The sequence below is a fragment of the Noviherbaspirillum suwonense genome (genome assembly GCF_900182955.1).
Taxonomy (GTDB): Bacteria; Pseudomonadota; Gammaproteobacteria; order Burkholderiales; family Burkholderiaceae_D; genus Noviherbaspirillum_A; species Noviherbaspirillum_A suwonense.
The window spans coordinates 433,699-457,032 of sequence record NZ_FXUL01000002.1; the positions used below are offsets into that span (position 1 = coordinate 433,699).

The following is a 23,334-nucleotide window of genomic DNA, read 5'->3' on the forward strand; positions in this document are numbered from 1 at the left end:
CTCATCCGGCACGCCATGTCTCGGGATGGTTATACGCGCGGTCAGCCGGGCACTGTCCCGAAGCGCTTGCCGGCGCGCTCGCGCCAGCCTTCGGGGACGATGAAGCCGCGATCCACTTCCAGCGCCTGCTGTCCTTCGATGCGCAGCAGCGCCACCAGCACCGGCATGCTGTCGCCCTCGAAATGCGCATTGATCCGGGCTTCCAGTTCGCCGCGGTTCTCCGTGTCCGCGGCCGGCAGCAGCGCGGGCGCCAGCCATGACAGCCTGGGCAATACCGCATAGCGCGCGGCCGGCCCGAGGTCGGGGAGCGTGCACCAGAAGCCGCGGCAGTGCGCGGCGGCGACGCCCGGCATGGGCAGCGGCGGATAAGCGGCGTCCGGGTAGAACAGCCAGCCCTTGACCAGCGCCTCGGCCGCGACCACCGGCTGCGGCAGGAGGGGCTGCGCCGCCGGATGCGCGGACAGGGCCAGCTGCCGGCCGAAGATCTTGTCCATCTTGGCGCCCAGGCTGTCGGCCAGGTTGGGACCGACGAAATAATCCGTCTGCCGCTGCGGGCCGCCGCCGGCCGGCTCCAGCAGGTAGAACTTGGTCGCGAATTCCCAGTGCAGCAGGTCGCTGCCGCGCCATACCAGGAAGTCGAATTCGCCGATGGTCTGCGCGCCGCCGGCCTGGCTGGCGCTGGCGCGGACCTGCACATTGTGCGCGGCCAGCACGCCCAGGTGCTGCAGGTAGAACGTCATCAGCTTTTCCGCATAACGGCCGAGACGGCCGAAGGGCTGGAAGCTCAGGTGCGCATGCAATGCCGCCGGTTCCCGGTCCAGCCCGTGCAGCCAGCCGCGAGCCGCGTCGCCCGCGCCGGAACCGAGATGGGCCACCTTGCCCCGCCACTGCGGCGCCTCGGCGTCGAGCAGGCCGGGCGCGTCGATCAGCCAGGCAAGCGCCCGGACATGCGGGTCGGCAAGCTGCGCCCAGCGCTGGTGGAAACCTTCCTGGAACGCCGGCACGGCGTCAGCGACTGCCGGCATAGGCATTCATCGCCAGGCACAGGTCGGCCCAGGACTTGCCCTTGTCGGTCAGGCGGCGCAGCAGGTAGGCCGGGTGGTAGGTCACCACCAGCGGCAGGCCGCGGTATTCGAACACCTGCCCGCGCAGCTTGCCGACCGGGCTGTCCGCCGGCAGGCCGAGCAGCGAGACCGCGGCGGTCTTGCCGAGCGCGACCAGGATGGCCGGCTGGATCAGTTCGATCTGGCGCTGCAGGTAGGGCATGCAGGCGGCGGCCTCGTCCGGCGCGGGCGGCCGGTCGCGGCCGTCGTCGCCGGTCGGCCGGCACTTGACCACGTTGGCGATGAATGCGTTCTCGGTACGCGACAGGCCCATCGCCATCAGCATGTTGTCCAGCAGCTTGCCGGCGGGGCCGACGAAAGGCAGGCCCTGCAGGTCTTCATTGCGGCCCGGCCCTTCGCCGATGAACAGCCACTTCGCCTTGCGGTCGCCGACGCCGAACACGGTCCTGGTGCGGTCTTCGCAGAGGCGGCATTTGACGCAGCCCGCCACCGCGGTTTCCAGCGCATCCCAATCCATTTGCGCGACCTCGGAGGCCGGCGGCGCGGCTGGCGGTGCGGCCTGCGGCGTCACAGCCGGCGCTGCGGCCGGCGCGGGAGCCGGCGCCATCGCGGACGCGGCAGACGGCGTTTCCAGGGCAGCAGTAGTTTCCGCGGCGGCGGGCGCGGCGACGCCGGCATCCGGCCGGGCGCGACGCGTCCAGACCGGCCCGAGGCCCATCTCCTCGATGACCTGCTGCTTCCACTGGGCCCGGTCGCTCATAGCGGCGCCTTCATCACGATGGCGTTTTCCCGGGTATTGTCGGGAGCCGGATAGTAATTGCGGCGCACGCCGATCCGGGTAAAGCCATAGCGTTCGTAGATGGCGAGCGCGCGGTGGTTGGACGGCCGCACTTCCAGCATCACCGAGCGCATGCCCTTGTCGCGCGCGCAATCGTTCGCATGGGCAAGCAGCGCCAGGCCATACCCGCGTCCGTGCAGCGCCGGATCGACGGTGATGTTGAGCAGGTGGGCTTCATCCAGCGCCATCATCATCAGGAAATAGCCGACGATCTCGCGCCTGTCGTCCCGCGCGACCCGGCACAGGTAGCCGCTCCGTATCGAGTCGAGGAAATTGCCGCCGGTCCAGGGAAACGGGTAAGCCGCCTGTTCGATGCGCAGCACCGAGGGCACGTCATCCTCGCGCATATGGGAAAACCGGACCGGGCCGGTCTGCAGCCGCGCGTTCATGCCGCCTTCCCCGCCATGCGCTCCGCGGTGGTGAGCGCGACCTTGTTGCGCAGGTAGACCGGCTGCGCCGCCGCGGCGTCCAGCGTCTCGCCGCGCGACACGGCCAGGCGCGCCAGCGCAGCGACCTGGGCCGCATGCGGCATGATGCCGGGCTCGGCGGCGGCCAGGAAATCGCGGCCCGAGAACGCGTCGGCGTAGACGGCAAGGCCATTCCCGCAGGCCAGCACCGGGCCGCTCGGCGCGACGTCTTCCGGACTGGACAGGCGCGCCGGCATCACCGTCTGCCAGCCCGCCGCGCCATGCCGGAACTGGGCCCAGTACACTTCGCCCATCCTGGCGTCGAGCACGCACAGCACGTCGGCCGCGCCGGTTTTTTCGCGGCAGGCCTCGGCCATCGCGTCCAGCGTGCCGACCGGCGCCACCGGCAGGCCGGCGCCGAAGGCCAGTCCCTGCACCGCGCCGCAGGCGGTGCGCACGCCGGTGAAGGAGCCCGGCCCGGCGCCGTAGGCAATGGCGGCGCAGTCGGAAAGGCGGATGCCCGCCTCGGCCAGCAGCGCCTGCACCATGGGCAGCAGGTTTTGCGAGTGCGTCTGGACCGAGGCGGCGTCGCGCACCAGCAGGCGGTCTTTCAGCAGCAGCGCAACCGAAGCCAGTTCGGTGGAGGTTTCGATGGCGAGTATCGTAGGCATCCGGACATTTTACCGTGCCGGGCGCGATTGGACAGGCACTGCGCGCGCCGGATTGCGTACGGTAAAATAACGCGGATGAGCAGCCTGACCCTACAGCATGACAACCGCGCCGAACTGCTGGGCGCCCTTTCCGGCGACGTCTGGATCGTTGCCTGCCTGTGCGCCGCCTGGTGCGACGTCTGCCGCCAGTTCCGGCCCGCCTTCGATGCGCTGGCCGCGCGCCACCCGGACCACCGTTTCGTCTGGGTCGATATCGAGGATGAAGCCGAGATCGTCGGCGACTTCGACGTCGAGGATTTCCCCACCATGCTGATACAGCGCGGCGACACCGTGGTCTTCTTCGGCACGCTGCTGCCGGACGCCGGCCAGCTGCAACGTCTGCTGCAGGCGCAGCTGTCGATGTCGGCCAGCGAGCTGCAGGCGCAGGCTGCATCCACCGATCAGCGCCGCAGCTGGCAACGGGACTACAACTTGCGGGCGCGGCTCGCGGACGCGGTCGGTGCCTGAGTGCCGGATTGCCGGATTCCTTAAAGGCGTCCTAGTTTCCGGCTATCCCGGCCTGCGACGCCACGCTTCCGCGGCCGTCCGGAAGCGCCGGGTTCCCTGACGACGCATCCGCATAGCGCACACGCCCGGCAAACCCAAAAATCAAACGCAGCGCGCCGGCCGGATTGCAGGCCGCCTTGACAACTGTATATGCATACAGTACCTTGGCTGTCAACACCAGCAACAAGGCCAGGCGATGCGCATACTTTTTCTCGAATTCGACGGCGTGCTCCACCCGGCCAGCGCCACGTCGCGCGTGAGTCCCTATGGCACGCTCAAGACCAGCGCGCAGCGCGCCTGGCTGTTTCGCTGGGCATGGATACTCGACGACATGCTGGCCCGGCATCCGGATGTCGGCATCATCGTGCATTCGCACTGGAAGGGCCTGGCCGCGCAGCAGCAGCTGCAAAGCATGCTGGGGCCGGTCGGCAGGCGCATGGTCGGCGTGACGCCGGGCGGCGAACGCTGGCAAGGCATCACCGCCACCGCCGAAATCAACCATCTGCGCAACTACCGCATCCTCGACTCGCGCGCCAGCGCCTACCCGCCGCGGCTGGCGGAGCTGATCGCCTGCGACCCGGAAGCCGGCCTGCGCGAGTTCAGCGTGCTGCGCCAGCTGCAGCTGTGGCTGAAGACGCCGCAGTAGGCTAGCCGGAGCCAAAAAAAAATGGCTGCCCGTAGAGGCAGCCATTTTTCATTGCAGAAGGACTTCTGTGCGCAGCGTCAGTTCTGGTACTCGCAGGACTTGACGATGCCATAGACCGGGTCGCCGAACACGTTGTTGTTGCACGCAATCGCACCGGTTGCCGACCTGGTCGCAAAGACGCCGTTGGCGCCGTAGCGGACCTGGCGTGTGCCGGTAAAGCTGCAGGTGCCGTTCTCGCCGCTGCAGCGGGTCCAGGTCGGTGCGGTCACGACCGGGGCGGCAGGCGCCGGGGTCGTAACCACCGGTGCCGGCGTGACGACCGGTGCGGCCGGGGTGCTGGCGGTCACCGTGTCGGCATAGCTGCAGGACTTGACGATGCCGTAGGCCGGGTCGCCGAAAACGCCGTTGCTGCAGCTGATCGAGCTGGTGGCCGACTTGTAGCCATAGCTGCCGTTGGCGCCGTAGCGTACCTGGCGCGTGCCGCTGAAGCTGCAGACGCCGTTTTCACCCGCGCAATTGACCCAGGTGGTCGTGGTCGGGGCCGGGCTGGGAGTAGACGGCGTCGTCGGGGTCGGGGTCGGGGTCGGGGTCGGGGTCGGGGTCGGGGTCGGGGTTGGCGCAGGCGTCGTGGCGCCGGACGCTTCATAGGCACCGATGTCGATTGCGCCGGCCAGCGTACGCGCTTCGCTGCCCGCGACATGCTTGTACTGCGCGGTTGCCAGCAGCGACACGCCGCTTGCGGCGGCGCCGGCCACCGTGCCGGCGTTGATCACCGGCGAGCCGCTGGCCGGGCGCAGGTCGAAATTGGCGCGATCAACGAATGCCGGCGACAGCGTGCGGTAGTTGCTGCGGTCGGTGGCGCTGGACTGGGTGTTGACCGTCCCGGTGCCGACAAACAGGTTGTTCTGCATCAGCACCGGCTTGCTGACGCCGCCGCCGGTCATGATGAAGGTGCCGCGCGAGCTGTCGTCGTTGAGGAAGGTGTTGTTGACCACGTACAGGTCGTGGCCGGTGTTGCTTGCGCCTTCCTCGCCATAGGCTACCAGCGCCGGGTTGTTGTTGCCGGCCGGCTGCTGGATCACGTTGCCGATGATGTAGCTGGTGCCGGCGTTCGGCAGGTCGATCTCGTAGCTGGGCTTGTAGACCGAGCTGGAAAAACGGCTGTAGACGATCGTGTTGGTGTTGGCGCGCGACTTCAGGTTATGGCCGACCTTGGCGTCGTGCGAATAGCTGTTGCGGAACACCAGGCTGTTAACATGCCCGATGTAGAGGTTATGGGAATAGCCGTCGCCATAGCCGTTGTTGGCGAATTCGGAGTTCTCGATGACGACATTGGTCACGCCGTCGTTATTGGTCAGGATGCCGTTTTCGTTGTCATGCAGGTAGCTGCCGCGCAGCGTCAGGTCGCGGCCGTCGAGGCGGATCGCCGCACCGTTCCGGTCGGGCACCGTCGCGCCGAACATTTCCACGTTTTCGATCACGGTGCCGACGCCGCTGACGACCCAGGTGCCCTTGCCCATCGAATTGGCGCCGTTGGCATTGATCTTCGGGCGGCCATTGACGCCGCGGATCGTCAGGTTGTTCGGATAGACGCCGCAGACGTCGCCGACATAGCTGCCGCTGGCGTCGATTTCAACGATGTCATTGTTCTTGGCCGCGGCGAAAGCGCGGCATGGGGTTGAATAAGTTTTGCCGGGACCGACCGACAGCGTGCCGGCGGAGGCAAGGCTGGAAAACATCAGGGCACTGATAGCGGCAGCGGACAGCGCGGAGCGTCGGCAAGGCAGCGGGAACTGGAAGGAGGACATGGAAAGGATTCTCTCTGGTGTGTGTACGATAACGTTTCTCTACATCAACTAACGCCGATATTGACACAGAGAAACACCAGATAGTTCATTCCTTACGGAAATATTTTCCGTTTTGTCGCGAAAATCTCCAAAAGATTTAAAGGAATAGCAAGAAACTTTCTAGAAAAGAAAGTCAAATTGTTTAATCCTTGCCAAAGTTTTAATGTCATCGCCGCGCCGGACTGCCCGCGATGGGGCACGGCGGGCGTCTACGGCGATCCGGGCGTCGATGCGCCCGTCTGGACTTGAATGAACGCGCCGGATAGCGGCGTTCAGGACCGGTCAGGCTGCGCGGTGTTAGCAGCAGCCGGTGCCTGCGGCGTCGTCAGCGTCGGCGTTGGCGCTGGCGCTGGCGCTGGCGTTGGCGTTGGCGTTGGCGTTGGCGTTGGCGTTGGCGTTGGCGTTAGCGTTGGCGTTGGCGTTGGCGTTGGCGTTAGCGTTGGCGTTGGCGTTGGCGTTGGCGTTGGCGCTGGCGTCGGCGTCGGCGTTGGCGTCGGCGTCGGCGTCGGCGTTGGCGTTGGCGTTGGCGTTGGCGCTGGCGTCGGCGTCGGCGTCGGCGTCGGCGTCGGCATTGGCGTTGCCGCGCCGGGCGGCGCCGACGGCGGCACGTCGCTTGCGACCACCGGCGCCGGCGGTACTGCCGGCTCGACCGGGGCCGCGCCGACGATTTCATTGTGCCGCAGCGCCTCGTTGATTTCCGCGGTCATGTCGCTCTTGACTTCCATCCAGGCATCGAGCGCATCGGTCCAGACCCGCAGTTCGAATTCGAGCTGGTCGATGCCGCGCCGAACGAACAGCACCTCCGGCCCCGGCGACTGCATCACGTGCTTGTTGCGTCGGGCCACGCCCAGCACCAGTTCGCGGGCGCGGGCCACATCGGCGTCGAGCTTCAGCAGCACCGTGACGCTGATCTGGCGGCGGCCGCTGGACAGGGTCCAGTTGATCACCTTGTCGGAAATGAGCTTGCCGTTCGGGATGATGACTTCCGCGCCCGCCGTGCTCTGTATGACGCTGGCCCGGATGCCGATGCGCTGCACGCGCCCGGTCTGCCCGTCGATCTCTATCGTGTCGCCGACCTTGATCGGCCGCTCGAACAGCACGATCAGCCCGGAAATGAAGTTGTTGACGATGTTCTGCAGGCCAAAGCCGATGCCCACGCTGAATGCACCGGCCAGGATGGTGAATTTCGTCATGTCCACGCCCATTGCCCCGAGCGCGATGACAAAGCCGGACAGCAGCACCAGGTAATGGACGACCCGGTTGATCGCATACGGCAGGCCGCGCTCCAGGTGCAGGTTGGGGAAAATTTCCTCTTCCAGGACGAAGCGGGCCAGCCGCGACAGCAGGAAGGTGAACCAGACCGTAAGCGCGAAGGTAATCACGCTGCCGACCGATGTTTCGAGTGAGCCCAGCGGCAGCATCGCCGCCCAGAGCGACTGCGCATGGACGAACAGCGGCTGCAGCAGGCCGAGCGCGCGCAGCGTCAGGCTCAGCCAGACCAGAAAGCCGACCCATTTCAGGAAGCGGTTGAAGCGGCTGGTCAGCAGCGGCGTATGGCGTCGCGTCATGCCGAGGAAGGACAGCGGCGGCACGCACAGCAGCGCATGCAGCAGCCCTTCGCCGACGCGGGTCAGCGCATAGGTGACGACGGCGCTGAAGGCGCTGAAAAACGCGGTGGTCGCCAGCATGTCGGCCAGGCGCACGTAGCCGGCGATATTGGCCGCAAGGGCCAGCGTGAAGACGACCAGGCCGGGCCAGGCGCCGTAGCGCACCGCGCGCCAGGCGGCGGTCTGGGTCCAGGGCGGCCCGTCCGCCGTGCGGCGCGACTGGATCAGGGTCAGCGCCAGCGCGACCAGGAACAACACGGTCTCGGCCAGCAAAGTCCAGCGCCAGATCACCGGCATCGGCGTCAGGATGCCGCGCAGCTTGTCGATCACGTAGAAGCCGATGACCGCATACAGCACCGGGTACAGGTGGCGCTCGATCACGCGGCGGGAAAACAGCAGCGTCGGGATCGCGCTGAACACGCCGCCGGCTATCCAGAACATGCGCGGCGCGCGCGGATAGAACCAGGCGGTCAGCAACAGGCTCAGCAGCAGCGCGCTGACCACCGGCATCTCGAATATCTTGCCGGTGCGGCGCAGGTTGCCGTCGGTCTGGCTCAGCACCCTGACCTTGCTGCGTATCAGGTACAGCAGCGCGGCGAGCAGCGCCAGCACCGCCGCATGGATGCCGAAGCGCTGCCCGTTTTCGCGGATGTAGTCGACCAGCGCGACCGCTTCGCCGACGCCGCCCGGCCCGGCATCCGGCAGCATGCGGGATTCGCCGCTGAGCGGGTTGGTCTGCCAGATCAGCGGGCTGTCGGCATAGAACAGGCGCGCGGCGGCCCGCTCGCTGGCCTCGGCCAGCGCCTGGGTGGCCTGCGCGGCGCGGGCGCCGACCTCGGCGGACTGGCCCTGCAGCGCCAGCACGCGGGCGCGGCGTTCAAGCACGGTCTTGCGGATCTTGGCCACATCGTTGGCCACTTCGCGCACCCGGGTCAGCACCGCCGCCGGCGCGGCGCCCGTCACAGCAGCCTCGCGGGTGGCGCTCCAGGTCGCGTCGAGTTTGTCGAGTTCGGCCAGGTCGCGGTCCAGCTGCGACGCCGCCTTGGTCAGTTCCCGCGTGATCGCGGCCGACCGGTTTTCCAGGTAGCGCCATTCGGCTTCCAGGCTGCGTATGGTTTCCAGCGGCGTATTGTGCGTAAGGAGCCGCCGCATCTCGACCGTGCGCACGGCCATGTCGCGCGCAAGCACCGGCAGCTCGTCGCTTGCCGTATCCAGCGCGTCAAGGTTGCGGCTGCGGGACTCGAAGCGCCCAATCAGCGCACTTGCCGCCTCCGCCTCGACGGCGACATCGGACAGCGCAATCGGCGCCGGGGCGGGCGGCGCGGCGGCGGCGGGCGCGGCCGCGGCCGGCGCTGGCGCCTGGGCGCCGGCAGGCATGCCGGCAAACAGCGACAGCGCTGCCAGGAACATCGCGATGAGGAACAGGCGGGAACGGGAGCTGCGCCGGGCGGAGGCGGCAAAGGCGGCAGCCGCGCGGGCTGGAAAACGGCCGGTGTCGGAATACGTCATCGATACCCTGGTTGCATTGATCAAGCCGCATTGTAGCCAAACGCATGGTCAGGGGTTTCCGACAGGATCAAGCGTCGGCGGCGCGGCCCGGCCGGCCTCAGCCGGAATGGGGCGACTTGCGTACAATGCCAGCTTGTCCGCTGCATCCGGCCCGCCATGCGCAGGCCGCCCGATGCGCGCCATCCAATTCACCCTACTCTGCCCGCCGCCATGAAGTGGACCATCATCACGATTTACGTGCTTTCCATCCTGCATATTCATTTCCGCGGCAGGGTGCGCCTTCCGTTCTTCCGGCAGATCTTCGACCATTCGTCGTTCGTCTCGCCGCTGAACACCTTCATGCACATGTTTTCGGGCGTGCCGGCGACGCCCTACCTGCCGACCAGCCGCTTCCCGGAGCTGCTGCCGCTGCAGCAGAACTGGGAAATGATCCGGGCCGAGGCGCTGAACCTGATCGAACTGCAGAAGATCAGCGCGGCGCAGAAGAACGACGACGCCGGCTTCAACTCCTTCTTCAAGACCGGCTGGAAACGGTTCTACCTGAAATGGTACGACGCCAGCCATCCGTCGGCGGAAAAGCTGTGCCCGAACACGGTGGCGCTGCTGCGCAGCATCCCGACCGTGAAGGCCGCGATGTTCGCCGAACTCCCGCCCGGCGCCAAGCTCAACAGCCACCGCGACCCGTTCGCCGGTTCGCTGCGCTACCACCTCGGCCTGGTCACGCCCAACAACGACAGCTGCTTCATCGATGTCGACGGCCAGCGCTACAGCTGGCGCGACGGCGAGGCGGTGGTGTTCGACGAGACCTACATCCACTGGGCCAAGAACGAGGGCAGCAGCAACCGGGTGATCCTGTTCTGCGACATCGAGCGGCCGATGCGCTACCGCTGGGCGCAGGTGATCAACAAGTGGCTGGGCCGCACGGTGATGACCGCGGCCAGCTCGCCGAATGAAACCGGCGACCAGACCGGCGGCATCAACAAGGTGTTCCGGGTGTTCTGGCATGCCGGCCAGTACCGGCGCCGCTTCAAGGCCTGGAACCGCACCGTCTATTACATCGTCCGCGCGCTGCTGATCGCCGCGGTGGCGGCCTGGATCATCTTCGGCTGACCCGCGGCCGTCCCGGTCGCCGGCCGGGCGCCCGAAGAATCAGAAGTCCCGCAGGTCGGCCACTGCGGCCGCGCCGAACGCCGGGCTCAGCGCAAAGTCCAGCAGCCGCTTCGCGCAGTCCTCTGGGCTGGCCAGCGCGCCGTTCGCCTTGAGCGCCTCGAACTGGTCGCGCAGCGGAAAGCGTTCGACGTCGGTAGCCCGGATCTGGGCCTGCATGTCGGTGTCGATGACGCCCGGCGCCAGGCTTACGATGCGCAGTCCCGGCGACTGGTCCAGCGCCGCGGCGCGGGCATGGTGGTCCAGCGCTGCCTTGCTGGCGCAATAGACCGCCCAGCCCGGATACGCATTCCGCCCGGCTCCGCTCGAGACATGCAGAACCCTGCGGTCCGCGCCGTCGATCGCGGCCACCGCGGCGGCCAGCATCAGCGGCGCGGCCACGTTCAGGCCGATCGCATGCGCCACTTCCGCCGGCGCATGGCTGGACAAGGGGCCGACCGGCTGCAGCATGCCGGCGTTATTGATCAGCAGCGCCCGGTCCGCGCCGGAAAGGAAGGACTCCAGCGCGCCGCCGGCCAGCCAGCCAGACAACGCGGCCGTGTCGGACAGGTCCAGCGCCACTTGCGTCACGCCCTGCATGTCCGCGCCCCGCTTGCGGGCCAGCGCCAGCACGGGAATGCCGCGGCCGGAAAGTTCGGCCGCGATTGCCGCGCCGAGGCCGCGGCTGTGTCCGGTCAGGACGACTTTGATTGCACTCATCATTTCTCTCCACGTTAGGGCACAGGCGGCACAAGCAGCGCAGCCGGCACAGGCGGCCGGCTAGGCGGCCAGCGCCTGGCGCGCCATTTCGCGTATGCCGTCAAAAGACTTGCATGCGGCTATGAACAGGTTGTTGTGGCAGAACACGGCATCCGGCACGCCGGTCGCGGCGGCCAGGCCCTCGCCCTGCAGCCCGGCCCATGGCGTCGGCAAGTCCTTGCGGGCGTCGAAGGTGTCGCTGCTGGTGGGCACCGTGTGGATCATGTAGCGCTGGTCCGCCAGGCTATGGCTGATCACGAACAGGACGTCGGGCATTTCGTTGCGGACGATGCCGGCCCACGGCAGCGCGCTGTTTTCCAGGAACAGCACGCGGCCGCCTTCCATCCGCTCGGACTGCCGCACCTGCTGCACCGCGAGCATCGCGCCGACGCGGTAGGCAACGCCGTTGGCCATGATGTCGGCCGCGAGTTCCATCGCCCGGCGGAAGCGCTCGAGCCTGATCGCATCGGCCGCCGCGGCGCTGCCGGCGGTCTGCTCGTCGAGCCAGCCCGGGTTGAAGCCGGAAATGATGGCCGACAGCCCGTATCCGCCCGGCGCGTTTTTCGCCGCGCCGGTGTCGGACATGTCGAGGTACTGCACCACGTCGCCGTCGATCGCCGCGGCGATTTCGCGCGCCTGTTCCGGCGTCAGGCTGTGGCCGGTGCGCTGCTCTGCCAGCAGGCTGACGCAGCGCGGCCCATGGGCTTTCCAGACCAGGCCCGCGCTCGCATACACCACGCCGGACGGCCGCGCACCCTGGAAGCCCTTCTGATGATGGTCGAAGCGTCCGCGCTCCGGGTCCCAGATGCCGCCGACGTCGACGGCGAAATCGGCCGCTTCGATCAGCGCGGGATCGCGGGTGCGGACCAGTTCGCTGCCGGGGAAAACCAGGTCCAGCACGGCGACGGCCCAGACATCGTCAGCATGAAATTTTCCGGAGTGTGTTGCAATGATCATAAAGGACCGAAAGGAAGGAAGATGGCCGAAATGGCGCCCTTCATTCTACCGGGCAAGCGGCTGGCCGGGGCGAGGCTGCGCAATACGCCGGGAAATGCCGCCGCTACAATGAACCCTACCGCCTTGTCCTGCCGCTGCGGCGGCGCCGGGAGTCGTCAATGAAAACCATCGCCATCGCCACCGCCGTCGTCATGCTCAGCCTTGCAGCCACCGGCTGCACGGGCCTGCGCAGCAAGCCCTACCAGGCCAGCGACACCACCGCGTCGAACGCAACGCAGCGCCAGGCGCCCGGGCCGACCCAGCGCAGCGCACAGCGCACGTTCAACCCGGACGGCAGCCTCGGCACCTACTTCGGCACCTGAGGCCGCGGCAAGAGGCCAGATCCCTGGCCTTCGGCATGCATCGTCCAGCGCCCTGCCCCGCATTCAGCGCCGGGGTTTGTCCAAACCCGTGCCAGCTGCATTCATACGCAACTAGTCGCCCAACCCCTGCTCTCACTGGCTGCGCAAGGCCGGGCTCCGCGACGGGTCGTCCGCCGGCCCTTGCACCAAGGAGAATAAAGATGGCAAGGATTCAGCAATCGGTGGATATCAAGGTCCCGCCGCAGGTCGCCTACAGCCAGTTGATCCGGTTCGAGGATTACCCGCGCTTCATGGACGAGGTCGAATCGGCGGAACAGGTCGACGACACCCATGTGCGCTGGACCACCCGGATAGGCGAGCATACCCATGACTGGCAGTCCGAAGTCGTCGACCGCAAGCCTGACCAGCTGATCGAATGGCGCAATGTCGAAGGCCCGGTCAGCACCGGCCGCTTCGAGGTCCAGGCGCAGGGCGCGGACAATGTGCGCGTGAGCTTCACCATCGACTCCGAAGCGACCACCGCGGGCGACGCCGCCGACGCGCTTTCCCGCCAGGTCGAGGCAAACCTGCAGCGCCTGAAGCAGATGCTGGAAGGCGCCGGCGCGGCTGCCGGCGGCGGAGCGCAGCCGCAGCCGAGCGAACCGGCGCGGCAGAGCAGCGAGGGTTACGGCGATGTCGGCACGTCGGATAAGGCGGCGCCCACGAACTGAGGCTGGCCGGCTGCATCGTTCCGGGCAATAATGTGCGTCCCCGGATTTTACGAGCGCGCCCGGCAGCGGACGCGCCACAGCCACATGCAGATTGAATCGATACGCCAGCGCCTGCGCGGCCTGGGCGCCCTGCCCATCCACGAGCAGCGAGTGCTGCGCGACTGGCTGCAGGCGCTGCCGCACGACCGCGGCCGGCGCCGGCCCGACGACTTCCTGCCCAAGCCGCTGCGGGCTGCATTGCCGGCCATCGACGAAGAGCTGCGAAGCATCGTCCGCCTGATTTCATCCCATTCGACCGACGACACGTCGGCGCGCCTGCTGGTCGGCCTGGCCGACGGCCAGACGATCGAAAGCGTGCTGCTGCCGCGCGGCGGCGTCTGCGTGTCCAGCCAGGTGGGCTGCGCGGTCGGCTGCCAGTTCTGCATGACGGGGCGTAGCGGGCTGATCCGCCAGGTCAGCAGCGGCGAGATCGTCGCGCAGGTCGCGCTGGCAAGGACCATCCGCCCGGTAAGGAAAGTGGTCTTCATGGGCATGGGCGAACCCGCGCACAACCTCGACAACGTGATGGACGCGATCGCCCTGCTCGGCACCGAGGGCAATATCGGCCACAAGAACCTGGTGTTCTCGACGGTCGGCGATCCGCGGGTTTTCGAACGGCTGCCGCAGGCGCTCGTGAAGCCGGCGCTCGCGCTGTCGCTGCATACGACCAAGCCGGCGCTGCGCGAACTGCTGCTGCCCCGTGCGCCGCGGATGACGCCATCGGAACTGGTCGAGCTGGGCGAGCGGTATGCGCGGCTGACCCATCATCCGGTGCAGTACCAGTGGACGCTGCTCGACGGCGTCAACGACGGCGACGACGAGATCGACGGCATCGTCGCCCTGCTCAAGGACAAGTACGCGGTGCTCAACATGATCCCCTACAACACCATTCCCGACCTGCGGTTCAGGCGGCCCAGCTGGGACAAGGCGCAGCACATTGCCCGTGTCCTGCATGGTCGCAGCGTGCTGACCAAGCTGCGCGATTCGGCCGGCCAGGACGTGGACGGCGGATGCGGGCAGCTGCGGGCGCGCGCAGCCGGGTCCGGCGCCCAGGTGATCGCGCTGCGCCGCGCGGGTTGAGCGCGGCGCTCGACCCCGTCAGCGCATCCGGTCCCGCGTGCTGACCACGGCAAGGAAGATCTCCCGCAGGAACACCGTGAGGCCGACGATGAACGCGGCCATCGCGAAGACGAACAGGCAGGCGATGCCCAGCGACACGTTGGCGCCGAGGACGGCGCCGACGAAGCCGGCCGCGATCAGCAGCCCGACGAACAGCGCGCACAGCACCTCGCAGGTCAGCGCCAGGTAGATCAGCCACAGCCGGCGGCGCAGCACCTGCAACTCCATCTCGTCCCGCGCCTCGGTGCCCGGCCCGGCCCTGCTCAGCCGTTCGTCCAGTACGCGAATCCGGTCGACCGCGCGCGACAGCCGGTTGATCAGCACGCCGATGATGGACGCCACCGCATTGAGCAGGAACACCGGCGCAATCGCAAGCTGGATCAGGTGGGTGACGTCGGTCAGGTTAGTTAACGGAAACACGGCTCGCCCTCAGGTCGACTGCGACAATGCGGACCGGCCGCCACGCGAACTGCCGGTGCGCACTCACCCACCGGCCAGCGTGCCGAGCAGGCGCAGGATGGCCCGCAGCGCCTGGAACAGTTCGCCGAAGCCGTGAAAGATGCCCTTGATCGTATCGACCAGTTCGCCGATGCCTGCGACCAGGTGCAGCGCGCTGCCTGGCATTTCACTCATCATGCATTCCCGGATTCCTTGAAGATTGGCTGTGCCAGCGCTGCAGCCGATGCGGACCGCACAATGCGCCGGCTGGCGAAAGACACGCAAGTATAAGGTGTTGCGGGAAGAATGACGGATAGCCGTGAGATGGGCGGGCCTGTCGCGGCGGTCGGCCACAAGGCCAGATCGCGGAAGCGCCCCGGCGTTCAGCCCAGCCAGCCCAGAATGGTGAGGATCAGTTCGATCGCCTGTTCAGGCGCATGTTCGGCAGCCGCTTCCTGCAAGCCCTGCAACGATGTGGAATACGTTTCAGTCAGCGCAAGCAGGATGGATCGCCGCTCGCCCTCGTTGCATGCCTTGAAGCGCTGGCGCCACCGCAGCACCGTGGTGTTGTCGACGCCGCAGATTTCCGCGCTCTTCCGTATGCTTTTCTGCTGCGAGACCGTATGCAGGAAAAGGAACCACTTGTCCTTGCTGCGCAGGCGGGCCAGGCTGGTGCCGGTCAGGGGATTGAAGGTGCGCTGGCATTCGCCGCACCGGTAACGGGGCAAGCCGCCCGATGCGCCCCAGCGCTGCACATTGCTGCTGGCGCAGTGCGGACAGAGGCGGCCCTGCGCGGCCGGTGCGGCTTCTGCGGAAGGCGGCGTCCGGCTCTCCCGGTCGCCGCCATCGCCTGACGCAGAATCGCTCATCATCGCCAGGCCCGCGGCGCACGCTGGCGCCGCGCATCGACGACAACGTCATGCATACTGCTTGGTGCGCCGCAGCTCTTCCTTTTCAACTTTGCCATTCGACTCTTCAATGCAACGCTTGCGCATCGGCGCCAGCGTCGTCCGTGCCAGGATGCCGGCGCCTATCGTGATGACCGCGCCGACGATGAACACGCGGTCCCAGTTGCCATGCACGGCCAGCAGTGACGCCAGCGGCACGAGGATGGCCGCCGTGCCCTTGGCAGTATACAGCGTGCCCGCATTGGCGGCAGCGTTCCGCGCGCCGAACGTGTCTGATCAGATAGCGGGGAAGATCGAAAAGATTTCGCCCCAGAACAGGAAGATGAGCGCGGCGAATGTCATGAAGGCCACCGGGTGGTGTCCGAACTTCATCAGGCCCAGCATCGCCAGCCCCTCGCCGATGAACACGATCATCATCACGTTCTCGCGGCCGATGCGGTCCGAGATGAAGCCGCACAGCGGACGGGTGAAGCCGTTGCAGAGATTATCGATGGACAGCGTCATCGTCAGCAGCGGAAGCGTGAGGCCGAACACGCTGACCGGCAGATTGGCAAGCCCGTAATCCTTCGCGATCGGCCCGATCTGCGCGGTCGCCATCAGGCCGCCCGCCGCGACCGCGACGAACAGCAGGTACATCAGCCAGAACACCGGCGTCTTGATCATCTGCCCGGCCGTGTAATCGGCCTTGGTGGCGACGATGCGCGGCACCGGGACCGCACCGGGCCGGATGACCGGCCGCACCAGGAACAGCGAAAGGATGAAGATGATGACGCCCTGCGCAATGCCGAAAAACAGGAATGCATGCTCGTAGCCGCTGGACTGGATCATGTTCCCGATCGGGATCACGGTTACCGCAGCGCCCGCGCCGAAGCCGGCTGCGGTGAGCCCGGCCGCCAGGCCGCGCTTGTCGGGAAACCACTTGAGCGCATTGCCGACACAGGTGCCGTAGACGCAGCCGGCGCCGATGCCCGCAATGATCGCGCCGGCATACAGCATCACCAGGCTCGACGCATACGAGTCGATCACCCAGCCGAGTCCCGCCATCAGGGCGCCGAAGGCAACCACAGGCCGCGGCCCGAACTTGTCCACTGCCCAGCCCTCGATCGGCACGAGCCAGGTCTCGACCACGATGAAGATCGAGAACGCGAGCTGGATCGCCGGCAGCCCCCAGTGGTTCTTGGCTTCCATCGGACTGACGAACAGTGTCCATGCATATTGCAGGTTCGCGACCAGCCCCATGCATACGATGCCGATGATGAGCTGCATCCATCGATTCGGGTAGCGCCTGCTGCCCGGTGCTTCAGGTATTTTCTGCGTCATTTCAGTCTCCATGATTATGTTTTGGTCAAGCTGTTGCGGCAATCCACCTGCATGCGCCTCATGCGCCTGCTGCGTCATCGATGGTTGAGTGATTCGTCGTTAGCTGCCTACCGGCGCCTGAGCGGCACATGCTGCGGAGACCTTGCCAGCAGCGGGCATTGCTCGCAGCCGGGCTGTGCCGCGGCCGCGGCAGGCGCATGCTCCGCATCCATGTACAGCTGCTCGATGCTGACCACTTCAGGGTCGGGCAAACTGACCTTGAAATAGATGCAAAGTCCAACGGCTTCCATCACGCTCATGACGAAAATAAAAATCACCCAGCGGGGTATGAACTGTGTATTTGGCGGTTGCTGCATGGGGTGGAAGATAGAAGTTGGAACTGGCCGGGTAATTGACCGCGGTCAATTTAAGGAAATGGTTTTTTTGACTACGCGGCGGTCGCCGATAGCGTTACGTGTTGGTCAAAAACAGGCAATGGCAAAACATCGTGAAGGCTGTTTGCGCCCCTGGAATCTGGCGCTTCTTGCATCGCCAACAGCTAACGCGAACACCAAAATTTTTTTGAATTGATGAGCTTGCAGATCCCATCTGGCGCACTCCGCATAAGCCCATCCGCGGCCTGCGGCAATTGGATGCGTCCTTCCGTTCTTCGCCGGCTACTCATTGCGGGACGCTATGCCGGACAATGAATGGCACGATGCGGAAGGTCACATTCGGGTCCTGCAAGGCCGTTTTCGAGCGCAACGCTTTCATTCCGCAATTCGTCCATTCGGTCCATCTGGATAGCGGCTCGAATTATTTCCTGCGCATTGCGAATTAAATCTTCAATCGATAGTCAATTCAATAGGCCGTCATGAATTGAACGCGCATTGGTTTTAATGCGCCTGCCAATTCACGGCTGCCTGTCAATCACGATAAAGATCCCTGCTTCATTCGCAAGGCAGGGACAAACACCCGGGAAGCTCGGCATTGGAATCGAACCGGACATGACATCAATAACTGGAGACACAATGAAATCGTTTCAATTACGGAGACACGTATCGGGCGCAGTGCTTGGCAGTCTTTGTTTGATCATTGCGGGTTGCGGCGGCAGCGACAGTAACGACGAATCCAACACGCCTGCCATCGCGGCGCCCACCGCAACACTGCTGTCGTCGCGGGCCGAGTATGTCAGCGGCGGCAATGCGCTGGTCGACATCAACCTGCCTGCGGTGCCGGCCGGGACTGCGGCGCCCGCACTCAAGGTGGTGCTCAACGATGCCGATGTGAGCAGCGCATTCAAGGCAGACCCGGCGAATCCGGGCCACATGATCGGGCTCGTAAGCGGCCTGAAGGACGGGGACAACAACCTGACCGCGACCTATGGCGGCAGCCCCGCGGCGCTGAAGCTCACCAACTATCCGATCGTCGGCCCGATGTTCTCCGGTCCGCGGATTACGCCCTTCATCTGCCAGACCGCCACCCTTGCGCTGCCGGACGGAACCCGCCTGCAAGGCCAGCCGAACGATCCCACCTGCTCCGCGCCGACCAACGTGCAGTATGCATACCGCAGCAGCGCCAATACCTTCAAGCCGCTGCCCGACCCCAAGGCGCTGCCGGCGGACCTGGCAACCATCACCAAGGCAAGCGGCGAAACCGTGCCCTACATCGTCCGTGTCGAAACCATGACCATCGACCGCGGCATCAGCCAGATCACGATGCTGTTCGACCCGTCGAAGGACAGCGACCCCTCGCCCACCGCCCGTCCGCGCAACTGGAACGGCCGTCTGGTCTACGGACACGGCACCGGCTGCGTCGGCGGCTGGTACATCCAGGGCGGCGCATGGGGATACAACCCGCTGAACGACACCTGGCTGTCGCGCGGCTATGCAGTCGCGTCCAATACGCTGAACCATCCGACCAACAGCTGCAATGCGGTGCTGTCCGGCGAAGCCGCGACGATGACCAAGGAATATTTCATCGAGCGCTACGGCGTCCCCGCCTTCACCATGACGGTCGGCACGTCCGGCGGCGCCTATTCGAGCCTGCAGCTTGCCGATGCCTTCCCCGGCCTGTTCGACGGCGTGTTTGTCGACGCCACCTTCCCAGATGCGCTTGCGATTGCGATGTCCGGCATGGATGCGCACCTGCTGTCGAATTACTTCCTCGGCGGCTCCGGCTCCGCAGCCACCTTCACGTCCGCGCAGCAGGCCGCCGTGTCGGGTTATGCGAACCCGCTCACCCTGGTCGCCAACGGCAACCAGATGGGCCGCACCGACCCCGTGCCGGGCAGAAGCGCCCCGACCTTCCCGGGCGTCGGCAACTATGCGCCGGCGGTCTGGAATGCGGCGGTCCCGACGGCCCTGCGGTACAACCCGACCGGCGCAAGCCCGAACTTTGCCGGCGCGCGGCCCACGGTGTTCGACGCCAGCGTCAACATCTACGGCAAGGCCAGGAACCCGCTCGACCCTTCGGGCGCGTCGAGCTATGCGCTGCGCCCGTATGACAACGTCGGCGTCCAGTACGGCCTGAGCGCATTGAACGCCGGCGCGATCACGCCGACCCAGTTCCTCGACCTTAACGAGTCTGTGGGCGGCTTCGACACGGACGCCAACCCGGTGCCGGCGCGCAGCGTGGGCAATGCGGGCGCGATGCAGCGCGCCTACCAGGCCGGGCTGATGCTGTCGGGCAGCGGCGGGCTTGCCTCGCTGCCCATCATGGACACGACGGCGATCTATTCGGAAGACACGTCCAACTACCACATGCAGTGGGAGCATTTCGCCGTGCGTGAACGGCTGATCCAGGCCAACGGCAATGCCGACAACCAGGTGATGTGGCGCGGCGGGCCGTCGACGGCGCCGATATCGACCGGCAATGCGCTTGCCATCTCGACCTTCGAGCAGTGGATGGAAAAGATCGTCGCGGACAAGGCGGCCGGCAGCGCAATCGAGAAGGTCCTGCGCAACAAGCCCGCTGCCGCAGTGGACGGCTGCTTCGACCCTTCGCTGAAGTTCATCGCCGAGAAGCAGACGCTGGGCGTCAACGACTCGACCTGCAACACCTTGTTCCCGTCCTATACGATGCCAAGGTACCAGGCCGGCGGCCCGCTGGCGGCGAATGTCTTCAAGTGCCAGCTGAAGCCGGTCAGCGCAGCGGACTACAAGGTCACGTTCAGCGGCCCGGAACTCGCCCGCCTGAATGCGATTTTCCCGTCCGGCACCTGTGACTGGACCAAGCCGGGCGTTGGCCAGACCAGGGTGGTGACCTGGCCGTCCGTCGGTCCGTCTGCTGCCAATCGCATCTTCGATGTGACGGCGCAGCAGTAGGGAGCAATGCCATGCCGGACCTGGCTGTCAGCCCGGTCCGGCGGCGTCAGTACAGCGACGACTTCAGCCGTTCCGGCAGGTTTGCGTCATAGCTGCGGCCATCGATGTCCGACTGGCTCAGGGCTTCGAGGATGGCCCCGGCGCTGGGCAGCGCAGTGCGTTCGATATGACGTTCCGGGTTCCATAACTGCGAACGGAGAATGGCGCGCGAGCACTGGAAGTAGACCGCATCGACATGCACCACCAGCACCGAGCGCGGCGGCTTTTCGTCGATCGCGAAGGAGGCGAGCAGCGCCGGGTCGGTCTGTATCGCGGCCCGCCCGTTGACGCGCAGGGTTTCCCCCATGCCCGGGATCAGGAAGATCAGCGCGACCCTTGGGTCGCGGATGATGTTGCGCAGGCTGTCGATCCGGTTGTTGCCGCGGCGGTCGGGAAGCAGCAGCGTCTTTTCATCGTGGACCTGCACGAACCCGGCCGGGTCGCCCCGGGGCGATGCATCGAGTCCTTCCGGGCCGCTGGTCGCCAGCACCGCGAATGGCGACGCCTCGATGAACTTCCGGTAGAGCGGATGGACGTGGTCCGCCTCCTTCCTGATGGACGCCGCGATCGGCGCGCCGTAGAGCGCTTCCAGCGCGGCGATATCGGAAACCTGGTAACGGTGATCTATTTCGGTCAAGGCAATGCTCCGTGCAAGGTGGTTGGACAGGACATCGCCCAACGTTATCAGACCTTGCGCACAGGCTGCACCCCTTTTCGTTCAAACCGCCGCATGCCTTATTTATTCGCCGACGGGAAGAACAGCTGCTCGCCATCGACCTTGTAGCTGGCTATCTTCTTCTGGCCTTCATCGGACGTGATCCAGTCGATCAGCTGCATCGCCCCCTTGTAATTGACTTCCTTGTGCCGGGCCGGATTGACCGCGATGATGCCGTACGGGTTGAACATTTTCGGGTCGCCCTCGACGACGATCGCAAGGCCGGTCTTGGCCCGATAAGCGCCATAGGTTGCGCGGTCCGTCAGCGTGTATGCCTGCATTTCCGCAGCCATGTTCAGCACCTCGCCCATGCCCAGCCCGGCAGACACATAGGCGCTGCCTTCGGGCCTGGCGCCGACGTCCTTCCAGTAGGCTTTCTCCATCTGGTCCGTGCCGGAATTGTCGCCGCGCGAGATGAATTTCGCCTTGCTGTCAGTGATCTTCTTCAATGCCTTCAGCACGTCGCGGCCGCCCTTGACGCCGGCCGGGTCGGACGTCGGGCCGACGATGATGAAGTCGTTGTACATCACGTCGCGCCGGTTGACGCCGTGGCCTTCCGCGACGAACTTGTCTTCCGACGGCCGCGCATGGACCAGGGTCACGTCGACGTCGCCATTCTTCGCCATCTCGAGCGCCTTGCCGGTGCCCACCGAAATGACATGGACGCGCATATTGCTCTTCGCCTCGAATGCCGGCAGCAGGTATTTCAGCAGGCCCGAGTTCTCTGTGCTGGTCGTGGTGGAAAGCTTGATGACTTCCTGCGCCAGCGCCGGCAGCGCCGCCACCGCCAGCAATCCGGCCATCAGCAGGCGTCGTTTCAGATTCGGCATGCATTTCTCCTTCGATGAAGTTCGTTTTTTTGTGTGCCGGCCCATCCCGCCAGGGATGAAGCGGGCCGGGCATTGCTCTCCCGGCGACGGGCGCGCGGCAGCGCCGCAGGCGTCATCGCATGCCGCCCATTTGTTGTCGCCATGCTATGGTACGCACCACATCCAACCGCCACAATATGAATGCCCTTGCATATGTTGCACATCTCTGTCGGCTACACTTTTTCCACCGAACCGACCGCCGGGACCCAGCTCGACAACCCGCTGTTCGACACGCTGGCGGCGATACACCGCAGCGGTTCGGTAACGCAGGCGGCGCAGGACCTGGACCTGTCCTACCGCCATGTATGGGGCCTGATCCGGAAATGGGAAACGCAGCTCGGCGCCAGCCTCGTGGTCTGGCATCGCGGCAAGCGCGCCCGGCTGTCGGGATTCGGCGAGAAGCTGTTGTTCGCGGAACAGCGCGTCAAGGCGCGCGCCCTTCCGGAACTGGAAAACCTGCGTGCCGGGATGGAGCGCGAATTCGCGCTTGCCTTCGATCCCGGCGCCCACGTGCTGTCGCTGCAGGCTAGCCATGACCTGGCATTGTCGGAGCTGAAGGACTTCATGGCGCGCACCGCCAAGCTGCACCTGAACCTGCAGTTCCGCTCCAGCATGGAATCGCTCGCTGCGCTGTCGCGGGGCGACTGCCTGCTGGCCGGCTTCCATGTCAGCGAGGAGCGCGCTCCCGGGACGCTTGCGCAAAAGGCCTTCAAGAAACTGCTCAAGCCCGGCAAGCACAAGCTGATCAATTTCGTCACCCGCCAGCAGGGCCTGATGGTGGCCGCGCGCAATCCCAAGCGCATCGGCGGCATCGCGGACCTGAAGCGCGGCGACATCCGCTTCGTCAACCGGCAGCCGGGGTCCGGCACGCGGCTCGAGATCGACCAATGGCTGCAGCAGGAAGGCATTGCGCCCGCCGCCGTCACCGGCTACGACACCACCGAGTCGACCCATCTCGCCGTCGCCGCCGCGATCGCCTCCGGCGCAGCGGACGCCGGCATCGGGATCCAGGCCGCGGCCGCCCGCTTCGGCCTGGACTTCATCCCGCTGGCCCGTGAGCAATACTATTTTGTCTGCCTCAAGGAAACCCTGGAGTCGCCGGCGGTCATCCGGCTGCGCGAGCTTTTGCAGGAGAAGCACTGGCAGGATGCGATCGGCAACCTGCCCGGCTACGACACCGCTGCGACCGGCGAGGTCGTGGCGTTGAGCAAGGCCATGCCGTGGTATGCGTTTCGCAAGCCCAAGGCCTGAAATGGGCTGCAGGGGCGCCGAATCGGCGAAGCAATGAGGGCTGGTCGTGCGGGGAATCGGACGCGCTGGGCTAGGGCAAAAAAAAGCCGCTCGTAAGCGGCTGTTTGTCATACCAATTCTGGCGGAGACGGAGGGATTCGAACCCTCGATACAGGTTTAAGCCCGTATGCTTCCTTAGCAGGGAAGTGCCTTCGACCACTCGGCCACGTCTCCACGCGTTGACGGTCTTGCATGTCCGTCCAACGAAGTCCCGCATATTAAC

At 66.0% G+C, this 23,334-nt stretch carries 23 protein-coding genes, 1 tRNA gene and 1 pseudogene; 9 read left to right on the plus strand and 16 right to left on the minus strand.

The window, feature by feature from the left end; genetic code table 11:
- Positions 1–41 precede the first annotated feature (41 nt).
- Genes QOL82_RS05110 through tsaB form a run of 4 tightly spaced genes read right to left on the minus strand, consistent with a single transcriptional unit; the run spans position 42 to position 2,980 of the window.
- Positions 42–1,025 carry a DUF1853 family protein gene (locus QOL82_RS05110; protein ID WP_283441164.1) on the minus strand — a complete coding sequence of 328 codons (984 nt, stop codon included), beginning with the start codon at positions 1,023–1,025 and terminating at the stop codon, positions 42–44.
- A complete protein-coding gene (locus QOL82_RS05115; RefSeq protein ID WP_283441165.1) occupies positions 1,009–1,824 on the minus strand; it encodes a uracil-DNA glycosylase in 816 nt (271 codons plus the stop codon). The genes QOL82_RS05110 and QOL82_RS05115 overlap by 17 nt, the downstream gene beginning before the upstream one ends.
- The gene (gene rimI / locus QOL82_RS05120; RefSeq protein ID WP_283441166.1) at positions 1,821–2,291 is read right to left on the minus strand and encodes a ribosomal protein S18-alanine N-acetyltransferase; all 471 of its coding nucleotides are present in this window, start codon (positions 2,289–2,291) and stop codon (positions 1,821–1,823) included. Before rimI ends, QOL82_RS05115 begins: the two co-directional genes overlap by 4 nt.
- Positions 2,288–2,980: a tRNA (adenosine(37)-N6)-threonylcarbamoyltransferase complex dimerization subunit type 1 TsaB gene (gene tsaB / locus QOL82_RS05125; protein WP_283441167.1), complete on the minus strand. Its 693-nt coding sequence runs from the start codon at positions 2,978–2,980 to the stop codon at positions 2,288–2,290. The genes rimI and tsaB overlap by 4 nt, the downstream gene beginning before the upstream one ends.
- A 75-nt stretch (positions 2,981–3,055) precedes the next feature.
- Here tsaB and QOL82_RS05130 point away from each other — a divergent pair, with 75 nt between their 5' ends.
- Both QOL82_RS05130 and QOL82_RS05135 read left to right on the plus strand, forming a co-directional pair.
- Positions 3,056–3,487, plus strand: a complete 432-nt coding sequence (locus QOL82_RS05130; RefSeq protein WP_283441168.1) for a thioredoxin family protein — start codon at positions 3,056–3,058, stop codon at positions 3,485–3,487.
- A gap of 235 nt (positions 3,488–3,722) precedes the next feature.
- Positions 3,723–4,172 (plus strand): HAD domain-containing protein, encoded by a 450-nt coding sequence (locus QOL82_RS05135; protein ID WP_283441169.1) that lies wholly within the window; start codon positions 3,723–3,725, stop codon positions 4,170–4,172.
- 77 nt (positions 4,173–4,249) lie between these two features.
- On the opposite strand, the gene QOL82_RS05140 is transcribed toward QOL82_RS05135, so the two are convergent.
- Both QOL82_RS05140 and QOL82_RS05145 read right to left on the minus strand, forming a co-directional pair.
- A complete protein-coding gene (locus QOL82_RS05140; RefSeq protein WP_283441170.1) occupies positions 4,250–5,911 on the minus strand; it encodes a hypothetical protein in 1,662 nt (553 codons plus the stop codon).
- A 380-nt stretch (positions 5,912–6,291) separates the two neighbouring features.
- The gene (locus QOL82_RS05145; protein ID WP_283441171.1) at positions 6,292–9,135 is read right to left on the minus strand and encodes a mechanosensitive ion channel family protein; all 2,844 of its coding nucleotides are present in this window, start codon (positions 9,133–9,135) and stop codon (positions 6,292–6,294) included.
- Positions 9,136–9,345: 210 nt separating this feature from the next.
- Here QOL82_RS05145 and lpxO point away from each other — a divergent pair, with 210 nt between their 5' ends.
- Positions 9,346–10,245 carry a lipid A hydroxylase LpxO gene (gene lpxO, locus QOL82_RS05150; RefSeq protein ID WP_283441172.1) on the plus strand — a complete coding sequence of 300 codons (900 nt, stop codon included), beginning with the start codon at positions 9,346–9,348 and terminating at the stop codon, positions 10,243–10,245.
- Positions 10,246–10,284: 39 nt separating this feature from the next.
- On the opposite strand, the gene QOL82_RS05155 is transcribed toward lpxO, so the two are convergent.
- Positions 10,285–11,004: an SDR family oxidoreductase gene (locus tag QOL82_RS05155; protein ID WP_430438436.1), complete on the minus strand. Its 720-nt coding sequence runs from the start codon at positions 11,002–11,004 to the stop codon at positions 10,285–10,287.
- Between the two features lie 57 nt (positions 11,005–11,061).
- A complete protein-coding gene (locus QOL82_RS05160; protein WP_283441174.1) occupies positions 11,062–11,997 on the minus strand; it encodes an MYG1 family protein in 936 nt (311 codons plus the stop codon).
- 158 nt (positions 11,998–12,155) lie between these two features.
- On the opposite strand from QOL82_RS05160, the gene QOL82_RS05165 reads away from it, so the two are divergent.
- From QOL82_RS05165 to QOL82_RS05175, 3 genes are all read left to right on the plus strand, one after another.
- Positions 12,156–12,359, plus strand: coding sequence for a hypothetical protein (locus QOL82_RS05165; protein WP_283441175.1), 204 nt, complete (start codon positions 12,156–12,158; stop codon positions 12,357–12,359).
- Positions 12,360–12,559: 200 nt separating this feature from the next.
- Positions 12,560–13,069 (plus strand): SRPBCC family protein, encoded by a 510-nt coding sequence (locus QOL82_RS05170; RefSeq protein ID WP_283441176.1) that lies wholly within the window; start codon positions 12,560–12,562, stop codon positions 13,067–13,069.
- Between the two features lie 84 nt (positions 13,070–13,153).
- The gene (locus QOL82_RS05175) at positions 13,154–14,188 is read left to right on the plus strand and encodes an RNA methyltransferase (protein WP_283441177.1); all 1,035 of its coding nucleotides are present in this window, start codon (positions 13,154–13,156) and stop codon (positions 14,186–14,188) included.
- Positions 14,189–14,206: 18 nt separating this feature from the next.
- Here QOL82_RS05175 and QOL82_RS05180 read toward each other — a convergent pair whose 3' ends face one another.
- From QOL82_RS05180 to QOL82_RS05200, 5 genes and pseudogenes are all read right to left on the minus strand, one after another.
- Complete coding sequence (locus QOL82_RS05180) at positions 14,207–14,647, minus strand: DUF2721 domain-containing protein (RefSeq protein ID WP_283441178.1); 441 nt, start codon at positions 14,645–14,647, stop codon at positions 14,207–14,209.
- 63 nt (positions 14,648–14,710) lie between these two features.
- A complete protein-coding gene (locus tag QOL82_RS05185) occupies positions 14,711–14,860 on the minus strand; it encodes a hypothetical protein (protein ID WP_283441179.1) in 150 nt (49 codons plus the stop codon).
- Between the two features lie 188 nt (positions 14,861–15,048).
- Complete coding sequence (locus QOL82_RS29230) at positions 15,049–15,534, minus strand: IS1/IS1595 family N-terminal zinc-binding domain-containing protein (protein WP_430438437.1); 486 nt, start codon at positions 15,532–15,534, stop codon at positions 15,049–15,051.
- Between the two features lie 48 nt (positions 15,535–15,582).
- Positions 15,583–16,893 (minus strand): annotated as a pseudogene (gene oxlT, locus QOL82_RS05195) (oxalate/formate MFS antiporter).
- 107 nt (positions 16,894–17,000) lie between these two features.
- Positions 17,001–17,183 (minus strand): hypothetical protein, encoded by a 183-nt coding sequence (locus QOL82_RS05200; protein ID WP_283441180.1) that lies wholly within the window; start codon positions 17,181–17,183, stop codon positions 17,001–17,003.
- Positions 17,184–17,190: 7 nt separating this feature from the next.
- On the opposite strand from QOL82_RS05200, the gene QOL82_RS05205 reads away from it, so the two are divergent.
- Both QOL82_RS05205 and QOL82_RS05210 read left to right on the plus strand, forming a co-directional pair.
- Complete coding sequence (locus QOL82_RS05205; RefSeq protein WP_283441181.1) at positions 17,191–17,463, plus strand: hypothetical protein; 273 nt, start codon at positions 17,191–17,193, stop codon at positions 17,461–17,463.
- Between the two features lie 497 nt (positions 17,464–17,960).
- On the plus strand, positions 17,961–20,198 hold the full coding sequence (locus tag QOL82_RS05210) for a DUF6351 family protein (protein ID WP_283441182.1): 2,238 nt from the start codon (positions 17,961–17,963) through the stop codon (positions 20,196–20,198).
- A gap of 46 nt (positions 20,199–20,244) precedes the next feature.
- Here the strand turns inward: QOL82_RS05210 and QOL82_RS05215 are convergent, their stop codons facing one another.
- Positions 20,245–20,865 carry a pyridoxamine 5'-phosphate oxidase family protein gene (locus QOL82_RS05215; RefSeq protein ID WP_430438446.1) on the minus strand — a complete coding sequence of 207 codons (621 nt, stop codon included), beginning with the start codon at positions 20,863–20,865 and terminating at the stop codon, positions 20,245–20,247.
- Positions 20,866–20,972: 107 nt separating this feature from the next.
- Entirely contained in the window at positions 20,973–21,782 is an 810-nt protein-coding gene (locus tag QOL82_RS05220; RefSeq protein WP_430438438.1) for an ABC transporter substrate-binding protein, read from the minus strand.
- 192 nt (positions 21,783–21,974) lie between these two features.
- On the opposite strand from QOL82_RS05220, the gene QOL82_RS05225 reads away from it, so the two are divergent.
- Complete coding sequence (locus QOL82_RS05225; protein ID WP_283441184.1) at positions 21,975–23,072, plus strand: substrate-binding domain-containing protein; 1,098 nt, start codon at positions 21,975–21,977, stop codon at positions 23,070–23,072.
- 119 nt (positions 23,073–23,191) lie between these two features.
- Here QOL82_RS05225 and QOL82_RS05230 read toward each other — a convergent pair.
- A tRNA-Ser gene (locus tag QOL82_RS05230) sits at positions 23,192–23,285 on the minus strand.
- Positions 23,286–23,334 lie beyond the last annotated feature (49 nt).